Source organism: Mesorhizobium sp. B2-8-3 (genome assembly GCF_006440815.1).
Lineage (GTDB): Bacteria > Pseudomonadota > Alphaproteobacteria > Rhizobiales > Rhizobiaceae > Mesorhizobium.
In genome coordinates this window covers 1-9,222 of the sequence record NZ_VFTW01000051.1, presented here as the reverse complement: position 1 = coordinate 9,222, position 9,222 = coordinate 1, and the positions used below count along the sequence as shown (strand labels likewise).

At 63.5% G+C, this 9,222-nt stretch carries 3 protein-coding genes and 1 tRNA gene; 1 reads left to right on the top strand and 3 read right to left on the bottom strand.

The annotated features are described in order from the left end of the window. The 3 genes from FJ418_RS31695 to FJ418_RS31685 form a co-directional block, all read right to left on the bottom strand. A partial coding sequence (locus FJ418_RS31695) for an autotransporter-associated beta strand repeat-containing protein (protein ID WP_181167167.1) occupies window positions 1-5,638 on the bottom strand: 5,638 nt, incomplete at its 3' end. 207 nt (window positions 5,639-5,845) lie between these two features. Continuing rightward, window positions 5,846-7,471, bottom strand: a complete 1,626-nt coding sequence (locus FJ418_RS31690) for a hypothetical protein (RefSeq protein WP_246683304.1) — start codon at window positions 7,469-7,471, stop codon at window positions 5,846-5,848. A 604-nt stretch (window positions 7,472-8,075) separates the two neighbouring features. Further along, a tRNA-Ile gene (locus tag FJ418_RS31685) sits at window positions 8,076-8,151 on the bottom strand. A gap of 221 nt (window positions 8,152-8,372) precedes the next feature. On the opposite strand from FJ418_RS31685, the gene FJ418_RS31680 reads away from it, so the two are divergent. Continuing rightward, a complete protein-coding gene (locus FJ418_RS31680) occupies window positions 8,373-9,083 on the top strand; it encodes an SIMPL domain-containing protein (protein ID WP_140872208.1) in 711 nt (236 codons plus the stop codon). The last annotated feature ends 139 nt before the right edge of the window (window positions 9,084-9,222 follow it).

Sequence of the window (9,222 nt, the reverse complement as noted above, 5' to 3'; positions counted from 1 at the left end):
TCTCGCCACCGGTGCCGGCGTTGACTGTTCCGGTGAGAACGGCGCCGTCGTTAAGCGTCAGCGTGTCGTTGCCGGCGCCAAGGTTCAGCGCTCCCACTCCGGTGTTCAATGTCCCGGTCAGGTTGACGTTATCGCTGCCACCGCCAAGGTCGCCCGTCGCCCGGAAAATGCCGCCAGTTTTGATATTGACGGTGTTGTTGCCGGTATTCCCGGTAATGGCGGTTTGGGTGGAGCCGGCGGCCTGGACCGTGCCTCCGACGGTCAAAGTGGAACTGCCCGTCATGGCGATGGTCGGCGTTTGCAGGCCGCCATCCACCTGCAATGTGCCGGCATTGATGGTGGTCGCGCCAATGGCGTTGTTAGGCGATGTCAGCACGCCTGTGCCCATACCGATTTGCGCCAGGGTGCCAGGCCCGCTCAGCGTGCCGCTGAAGGTGAAGGTGTCGCTGCGATTGAGGGACAGGGTGGACGTTGACGAATTGACGATGACATTGCCCACACCGGCATTGCCGGTGGTGCCGCCATTGCCGATCATCAGATTGCCGTCGTTGATGACGGTGTTGCCGGAATAGGTATTGTTGCCGGTGAGGACCCAGGTGCCGCTGTCGTTCTTGGCGAGCGTCGTGGCGCCGGTGCCGTTGTCGCCGATGGCACCGCCCATCGTGTTAAGGCCGGTGTTGGTGCCGCCTAGCGCAATCGTGCGCGTTGCGTTGGTGCCGGTCAGGCTGACCGTCCCGGTATTGGCGAAGACGAGCGCTCCTGTTCCCGAGGACTGGATATAGGTCACGCCGGTATCGAGCGTGAATTGACGGTCGGTGGTATCGCCCGTGCCGACATAGCGCAACGTCGAATCCTTGCCGATCACCAGGTTGCCAGCTGCGTTGGAAGATGCACCGATGCTGCTGGCCATTCCGCCATCGGCCAGTTTGTCGACGATCAATATGCCGCCGCCGATGGTGGTCGCGCCCGTATAGCTGCTGGCCTGATTGGTCAGGCGCCAGGTGCCGGTGCCGGTCTTGGCGAGCGAAGTGACGCCGGCGACATTGTCGTCCAGCCGGGCGGCCAGGATATTGGTGCCGGTATTGGTACCGGCCAACGTCAAGGTGCGTGGGGCATTGCCGGCGAGGGTTACCGGACCGCCATAGGTGAACTGCATGGCGCCGGTGCCGGAAGAATCGAGCGTGGCGCCGCCCGCGCCCAGCGTGAACTGCCGGTCTGTCGTGGCGGCCGCGCCGACATATTGCAGGGTAGCGCCGTTGCCGATCACCAGGTTCGCCGGATTGGACGACGAGGCGCCGATCGAGCTGTTGACGCCTCCGTTCGCCAGGCAGGTGACCTGGAGCGTGCCGGCATTGATCACGGTGCTGCCGCTGTAGCTGCTGTTGCAGCCGGAGAGCGCCTGGATGTTGGCGCCGTTCTTGATGAGCCCGCCGGTGCCGCTGATGGCGCCCGTGTAGGAACGGGTGTCGACGCCGTTGATCGTCAGCGTCGCATTGCCCAACTTGATGTTCCCGCCAGTGGCTCCGCCGCCGATGAGGGATGTTACCACCGTGTTGAAGCCCGCAAGGTCGAGCGCAACGCCGGCGGTGTTGTCGAGGGTCATATGTCCCTGCGGACCAAAGGCGTTGGTCGTCCCCGCGCGCAGCACGCCGCCCGAGATCTGGGTGTTGCCGGTCGATGTATTGGCGCCGGACAGGACCAGCGTGCCCGGGCCGTCCTTGCGCAAGCTGCCTGCCCCAATGACATTGCCGGTGAAGGTCAGGGTCGCGGCGGCATTGGAAACATTGATGGCGCCGGTATTCGCCGAGAGTTGGAAGCCGCGGTCGGTCGTGACGCTGCCGCCGGTATAGATCAGCGAGGCATTGTTGAAGATCAGGTTGGTCGCAGCGTTGCTCGAGGCGCCGATGCCGCTGGCCACGCCGCCGTTGCGAATGCAATCGGTGCTGATGTTCGCGCCGTTGAGGTTCGTGGCTCCGCTATAGCTGTTGTTGCAGCCATTGAAGGTCTGGGTGCCGCCACCGGTGCGCAGGATGCCGCCGGTGCCGCTGATCGAGCCCGAATAACTGCCGTTGCCGCCATTGATCTGCAGCGTGGCCGAACCCAGCGTGACATTGCCGCCATTGGCGCCGCCGCCATTGAGCGCGCCGACAACATTGTTGAAATTGTTGAGGTCGAGCGATACGCCCGCCGTATTGGCAAGCGTCATCGACCCGCTGTTGCCCAGTACGTTTGCCGCGCCGGCACGCAGGATGCCGCTATTGACCGTATTGCCGCCGGTATAGGTGTTGGCCGCGGTCAGGATCAGCGTGCCCGCACCGTTCTTCGTCAGGGCGCCGCCCCCCACCACCTGGCCACCGACCGTCAGCGTCGTGCCGGCCGCGCTGACATCGACGACGCCGCCGCCGGTCCCCAAGGTGAAGCCGCGATTGGTGGCGGTCGTGACGCCAGTATAGCGCAACCCACCGCCGCCACTCAGCGTGAGATTGGCCGGAGCGCTGCTGCTCTGACCGATCGGGCTGAGCTGTCCGCCGTTGGGCAGCGTGTTCACGGCCAGGAGGCCGCCGGTGACGGCGACGGCGCCGGTAAAGTCGTTATTGGAGTTGGCGAGCGTCAGCGTGCCCGCACCGCTCTTGGTGAAGCCGGCGCCATCCGTGCTGGTGACGAGGCCCGAAAAGATGAGATTGGCGTTCGCGTTGGTGACCTCGACACCGGCGCCCGTGATGGCCCCTGATTTGCCGAAGGTGAAACCGCGGTCGCTGCTGTCGCCGGCTCCCGTATAGCGCAGCGTGCTGCCTTCCAGCACCAGGTTGGACGAAGCCGCCGACGATGCACCGATGCTGCTGGTGGCACCGCCATTGCCGATGCTGGTCACCGCCAGCGTGCCCTGCACGACGCGGGTGGCGCCGGTGTAGCTGTTGGCGGTGTTGGTGAGCGTGACGAGTCCCGTGCCGGCCTTGGTGAACCCCATGCCCGGACCGTTGTCGACGATCTGCGAGGCGATGGTGAAGTTGCCGGTACTGTTCTGCTGGATCCCCAGCACGCCGCCATTGGCGCCGGTCATCTTGCCGCCGGTGATCAACTGGTTGTTGCCCAACACCGTCGGCGCGACAATGATTGTGCCGTCCACGCCCAGCGTCTCGCCGGCATTGACCGTCACAGTGGTGGAAACCGGCTGGGTATAGCGCAGCCCGCCGAGCTGCTTGGCCCCCGTCACCGTACCGGAAAAGCCGGCCACATCGGTGATGAACTCATTGTCCAGCCAGTTGGCGGCGTTGTCCTTGTCGGTGTAGTCGGCGTCGGTGAATGCGAGGATGTTGCCACCGACGACCTTGGCATAGTCGGTGCCGTTGACCGTCGCCCAGCCGCCGAGCGAGGTGCTGGTCGTCCTGATGTTGCCGCTGGTCGGCAGGTTGAAGTTCATCAGCCCGCCGGTGCGGGTGATGGCGCCCAAGTTGACGGTCATGCTGCCGCCGGTGCCGGAAACCGCACTGACCGTGTTGTTGCCGGCGGTGATCGTCAGGCCGTCGAAAATCTGCGTGTCGCTCTCATTCGCGGCACCGGTCACCTTCAGCGTGCCCCCCGTCATGACCAGGGCGGAATCGCTGCCGACGATGTCGCTTGTCGGGCCGCCGGCTGGGCTGAAGTCGAGAGCCAGCGTGCCTCCGCCGATTGTGGTGTCACCTGTATAGGTGCTGGCGCCGGTGAGCGTCTGGGTGCTGTCGCCCAACTTGGTGAGCCCGCCGGCGCCGGTGATGCTGCCGGCGAAGCTCGCGGTGGTGCCGGTTGGCGCCTGGATCGTCAGCGTAGCGCTGCCCAGGTCCAGCGTGCCGCCTGTGCCGGCCAGGGTGGTCAGCGTCTGGCTGTAGCCGTTGAAGTCCAGCGTGCCGCCATTGACCACGAATTGGCTGGAGGCGCCGAAAGCGCCGGCCGATCCCGCGCGCAGCGTTCCGCTGTCGACGATGGTCTGACCGGTATATGTGTTCGCGCCCGAAACAACCCAGGTGCCGGTTCCGGCGCCGCGCAGGTTGCCGGCGCCCGAAATCACCCCCGAAACCATATTGTCGGCGCCGGCGAAACTGCCGCCCAGCGTACCCGTGCCGCTGAGGCTCATGGTTCCGCTCAGCGCCAGTGCGCCGCTGCCGTCATTGTCGAGCGTGCCGCCGCCGCTGAGCACCCAGTTGCGGTTGGTGCTGGCGCCCACCCCGGTATAGCTCAGGGTGCCGCCGCTTATGCCTGTTGTGCTCCCCGCTCCCAGCGAGCTGGCGACGCCGGCATTCGCAATGGTGCCTGCCTTCACGATTCCCGCGCCTGATACACCAGAATTGCCGGTGAACGTATTGGCACCACCAAGCGTCAGGGCCTGCCCGGCATTCGCGATAAAGGTGGCGCTACCGCCGCTGATGACGCCAAGCAGCTCCAGGTCGGCGGTCGCCGCAGTGAAAGAAGGCACTTGGGCGAGACCGCTATTGCCCACCGAGATAGAGCCGGTCAGCGTCAGGGTGCCGGTGCCGCTGTTGCTGAGGCCCGTGCCGCGATAGCCGTTGGAGTACAAGCTCCAATTGCGGTTCGACACATCGCCATCGCCGACATAGGTGGCAGTGCGAGTGCCGGCGGTTCCGCTCGGATTCGATATGCTGATGGTGCCGTTCGCGACCGTGGTGGGCGCCCCAAGCGAACTCGCCTCGCCCAGGTTGCCGATCGAGGTGAAGGTGGAGCTGCCAGCGCCAACGAAGCTGGTTGCACCGGTGTCGTTATTGGTGTCGTCGGTCAGGTTCACCCCTGGGTTGACGGAAAGACCGCCGATGCCGGTGAAATGGGCGCCGCCGATACCCGCCCCCGAGAGGGTGACCACCGTGCCGCTGAGCGTGACGGTGCGCCCAGTCAGGCTGCCGCCGACCGTGCCGATGTTCAGCGCGCCGCCCGAGATGGTGATGTTGTTGCCGATATCGCCCAAGGCGGCGGCACCGCTCGCGGTTAACGTGCCGTTGACATTGATATCGCCCACGAAGCTGTTGATGCCGGTCAGCGAGAGCGCGCCGCCGGTGATCACGGGGCTGCTGCCGAAGCTGTTGTTGCCGGTGAGAGACAAGATGCCGGCGCTTACGGTGAGGCCGCCATTGAAGCTGTTGTTGCCGGACAACGTCAGCGTCCCGCCACCGGCCTTGATCACCCTGCCTGTGCCGTTGATCGTCGATGCGATCGTGGAGCCCCCGGTCGTGACCGAGAGCGTGGGGTCGACTCCGCCGAGAGTCAGCGTGCCGCCGGTGACGGTATAGCCATTGACCTCGAACGTCATGTTGTGGACGGTGATCGGCGCGCCGAGAGTGACAATGCCCGCCGTGCCGCCAAAGAAGGCGTCGTCGAGCGCGCCGTTGTTCCAGGCACCATAGGGGCCACTCACACCGTCATTGCTGGCGCTCCAGACCGAATCGGTCAGATTCCAGATGCCTGTGCCACCGCGGTTGAGCGACGTATTGTTGACGTCCCAGTAGAGGCTGCCTGCCGGAGCGGCTGTCGTGGCAAGCCCTGTGAGCAGCGCCAGCGCTGGCAGCCTGCCCAGTACTCCATGGGTGACGCATGCGAAGAACCCGACCGCCTGAGGGGCGTAGCTGGCCGCTTGTCCTTGCCATTTCGTCATGCGTCCGCCGCGAACGGCTTGCAGGCGACAAGATTGTACAGTTCGATCCTGCCGCATGTTCCCCTCGCACCGTACCTGGGCGCGATGGTCACCGGAAAAGTCATGGAAACCGGTATTTTACGCCCCAGGCTATCTATGGCGAAGCCCAGCCACAACGGAACGTAACTTACGGTATCGAACATCGGGAACGGCGCCTCGCATGGGGCATCAATCCTGCATCAAGCCTGCTTTCTTGAGGGAGCCGAGGAATGTCTCGGCATCATTGGAATTGCCGAACCGGAACAACGTCTCTTGTCGAATATTTGCGACCAGTCCGGGCTCATGGAGCATGAGCCACGAACGCTCGCGCTCGGCGTCCGCCGTGTAGCCTCCCTCGGCAAAGATCGCGGCGGCGATCGAATGATAGAGCGCATTGTCGGGAACATTCGCCTTTTTGATCCACATGACCGCCTGCTCGATGTCGTGACTGAAATAAGCGCAGAGAGCCAACCCCGCCTCGTAATAGGCGAGCGGCCCCGGATTGCGATTTCGTGCCTCCGCGACCAACGGGCACCCTTCTTTCCAATTTCCGGACAGCGCCAGCCGATACCCGTACTCACCTACGAATACAGTGTCGTTCGGGTTGATGGCCATGCCACGGCGCCCCACTCTGATGGCCGCGTCAATTTCCCCCTTGAAATAGAGTGCAATCATCTGCGCCTGAAGGGCCCGGACGTTGGTCGGCTCCAGTTGCACGGCGCGATCCGCCGCGGCAAGGGCGCGATCGATCAGCGGTGCCGATTTCTGGGATTCGAACGGATAGTAGAACCGGACTTCATCAATGTAGATCAGCGATAGAAGCGCCCAGGCGGTTGCATATCCGGGAAATCGCTCCACGGCCCTTTCGAGACAGGAACGGACAGCGGGACGGGTTTCAGGATTGAAGCCGGCTCGATACGAATAATAGGAAAGCGTGCAGAAATAGGCAGCCTGATCGTCGGGAGCACCGGGAACGGCGCGCTTGGCATCTGCCTCGAACAGCGCGCCATATGGCTGTGCCAGGCTCGTGGCGACATCGGCGGCGATATCGGCCTGGACCTTCAGAAGTTCGGGCACGGTTGTCGCGCCGTCGTAACTGTGCGCCCAGAGCACCGATCCGTCCCCACGGTTGAGCATGCGAACTCGAACCCGAAAGCTCCCGGCGGACATATCCACACTTCCTGCGAGCGCGTACCGTATGTCGGATCCCGCTTGGCCGAGAGGCTGGACCACGACAATGTCACTGAATTTGGAGAGCTGGCTTATGACCTCCTGCGTAAGCCCACGGGCCAGAGCTGTGGTTGCGCTCGACCCGTTCATGTCGTCAAACCACTCAACCAGCAAATGTGGGGTTTCCGGCTCGCTTGGAGAAAGCCGGGAAGAACCGAACCACAAGACGAGCGCCGTGGCAGCAGCAACCAGCACGGCCACCGCTGCGATGAGTCGAGGCTTGCCCGGTCGGCGCGGCGGCTGCGGGGGCTCGCGTATAATGGCGGGCGTATGTTCTTCTGCGGAGGCAGCTACGGTGTCGCGCGATGAGAACGCGGCAACATATCCTCCCTTTGGAAGGCTGATGAGAATGGGATCGGCCAGTCCAGCCGTCAGGTAATACCGTTCAAGCGACCTGCGAAGGTGGCTGGCCGTAATGCGCACGATCGGGTCAGTCTGCGGGTCGAACGAAGGGTCCCGGTCGAACACCTCTACGGCTATTGAATAGGCCTTGATGCGATCGCTCCGCCCAGCCAAGGTTTCGTCCACGACATAGCTGAGGAACCGACGCTCGCGATCGGTTGCCTGAAAGTCCGCGCTGCTCAAAATACTCGCCAGCTGGGCTCTGCAGTCTTCGGTGGAGAAATCTATCCGTCCATGTGCGTTCAATTTCGCGCCAATCTATCCCTCATCCACCTTCATACCAACGGCGCCGAGTCGTCCGCGCGATGGCGCAGGCGTCTGTTGGTTACATTCCGGCCCGTGTGTCTGCAATGGTGCTTGCGCGTACCCCACCAGCTGTGGGCGGGAACTCGATTAGGGGGTCGACGGAATTGGAGGCACGCCGGCCGGCGGCGACATAGCCGGAAACTGGTTTCCCAGTGCCGCTGCATCTGCGGCCCGACCGCCATCGGCCTTTAGCGTCCCGACACCAACGATGGATTCGTCCGTGAACGCCTAGTTTTCGGCGCCACGGCTGATTTTTGCTCGGTCGGCAGCCGAACTCCGGCGTTGCCGCCATCGACAGCATGACATAAGCGGGATTCGTGGGCAGAGAACGGTCACGGTCGGCCAGCCGCTAGCCGCCTCTTCGAACTCTCAGCAGCCCACCGCAAGTCAATGAAATCAAGGCGATGCGCGGAGGTTCGCAAAAGGAACTCGGCTAACCGAAGGAAGAAATAGATGCCAAATCATTGATAAATAACAACAATGGTGGGCCCGGAGGGACTCGAACCCCCAACCAAGCGGTTATGAGCCGCCGGCTCTAACCATTGAGCTACAGGCCCCACGCGGGCTGGCTTAGTGTTTTTCGTTCGTCCGCACAAGGCTTTCGAAAGCTCTGGCGGGAACCGTCAAAATCAGCCCATATTCGCTGCGTAGAGCGGCTTGCGCCCATAAGGCGCGTGAACAGGTCCAGGCCATGCACCGCACTGCAGGGAATCGGCGCCTTTGCGGAGTCGAGTGAGATGCGGCACGGGCGGCGGACCGCAGACTTCGAGGAGTTTTCATGACCAGACATCTTTTGCCCATCGCGCTCGCTGCCGCGGTCGCGTTCCCGGCGCTGGCAAGCGCCGCCGACACCCAGCCCCCGCCCCGCATCATCGTGTCCGGCGAAGGCGAAGCGACGGTGGCGCCTGACATGGCGATCCTTTCGCTCAGCGTCATGCGCGAAGCCAAGAGCGCGCGCGAAGCGCTCGATGCCAACAACGACGCCATGGCGGCGGTGATCGCGGCGATGAAATCCGCAGGCATTGCCGACCGCGACCTGCAGACCGCCGGCATCCAGATCAACCCGCGCTACAATTACACCAACAAGGCCGACGGCAGCCAGGAAGCCCAACTCGTCGCCTATCAGGTGACCAACACGCTGTCGGTGCGCGTGCGCAACGTCGACAAGACGGGCGAGATTCTCGATAAGGCGGTGTCTCTCGGCGTCAACCAGGGTGGCGGCATCACCTTCACCAATGACGATCCGAAGGCGACTATCACCGAGGCGCGCAAGAGGGCCGTCGCCGACGCGATGGCCAAGGCAAAGACGTTCGCCGAAGCGGCCGGCGTCAGCTTGGGCAAGGTGCTCGAGATCACCGACCAGAACGTCGCGCCGGTGCCGATGCCGATGGCGGCCAAGTCGTTCGATGCGGCCCGTTCGGCCGTGCCGGTGCAGGCGGGCGAGAATTCCTACAACGTCCAGGTCACGGTCACCTTCGAGCTGAAATGACGCCCGGCCCAGTCGCGGGCATGCCGTTAACAAAAAGCCCCGGAGGAATCATCCTCCGGGGCTCAGACTGCTGACTAACCCCGTCGATTTTCGGCGGGGTTTTGTTTTATGTAATTGAAGAGTTTTGAGAAGTTGGTGT

Excerpts from the sequence above, each read along its gene's own strand:
- FJ418_RS31680 (WP_140872208.1), top strand. The coding sequence starts at position 8,373 with ATGACCAGACATCTTTTGCCCATCGCGCTCGCTGCCGCGGTCGCGTTC.